This is a genomic window from Lysinibacillus antri (assembly GCF_003977595.1).
Lineage (GTDB): Bacteria > Bacillota > Bacilli > Bacillales_A > Planococcaceae > Ureibacillus > Ureibacillus antri.
Genome location: NZ_RYYR01000074.1, coordinates 1 through 782, shown reverse-complemented (window position 1 = coordinate 782; position 782 = coordinate 1). Strand labels below are relative to the sequence as shown.

At 55.0% G+C, this 782-nt stretch carries 1 rRNA gene; it reads left to right on the top strand.

Annotation, left to right across the window (positions count from 1 at the left end):
- A 23S ribosomal RNA gene (locus EK386_RS20705) occupies positions 1–782 on the top strand; the annotation flags it as partial.

Here is a 782-nt window from a genome sequence, read left to right as displayed (position 1 = left end):
GGGTGAAAGGCCAATCAAACCGGGAGATAGCTGGTTCTCCCCGAAAGCTATTTAGGTAGCGCCTCGTGAATTCATCTCCGGGGGTAGAGCACTGTTTCGGCAAGGGGGTCATCCCGACTTACCAACCCGATGCAAACTGCGAATACCGGAGAATGTTATCACGGGAGACACACGGCGGGTGCTAACGTCCGTCGTGAAGAGGGAAACAACCCAGACCGCCAGCTAAGGTCCCAAAGTCATGGTTAAGTGGGAAACGATGTGGGAAGGCCCAGACAGCCAGGATGTTGGCTTAGAAGCAGCCATCATTTAAAGAAAGCGTAATAGCTCACTGGTCGAGTCGGCCTGCGCGGAAGATGTAACGGGGCTAAACCATGCACCGAAGCTGCGGCAGCGACGCTTATGCGTTGTTGGGTAGGGGAGCGTTCTGTAAGCCTGCGAAGGTGTGCTGTGAGGCATGCTGGAGGTATCAGAAGTGCGAATGCTGACATAAGTAACGATAAAGCGGGTGAAAAGCCCGCTCGCCGGAAGACCAAGGGTTCCTGTCCAACGTTAATCGGGGCAGGGTGAGTCGACCCCTAAGGCGAGGCCGAAAGGCGTAGTCGATGGGAAACAGGTTAATATTCCTGTACTTGGTGTTACTGCGAAGGGGGGACGGAGAAGGCTATGTTGGCCGGGCGACGGTTGTCCCGGTTTAAGCGTGTAGGCTGGTTTTCCAGGCAAATCCGGAAAATCAAGGCTGAGGCGTGATGACGAGGCACTACGGTGCTGAAGCAACAAATGCC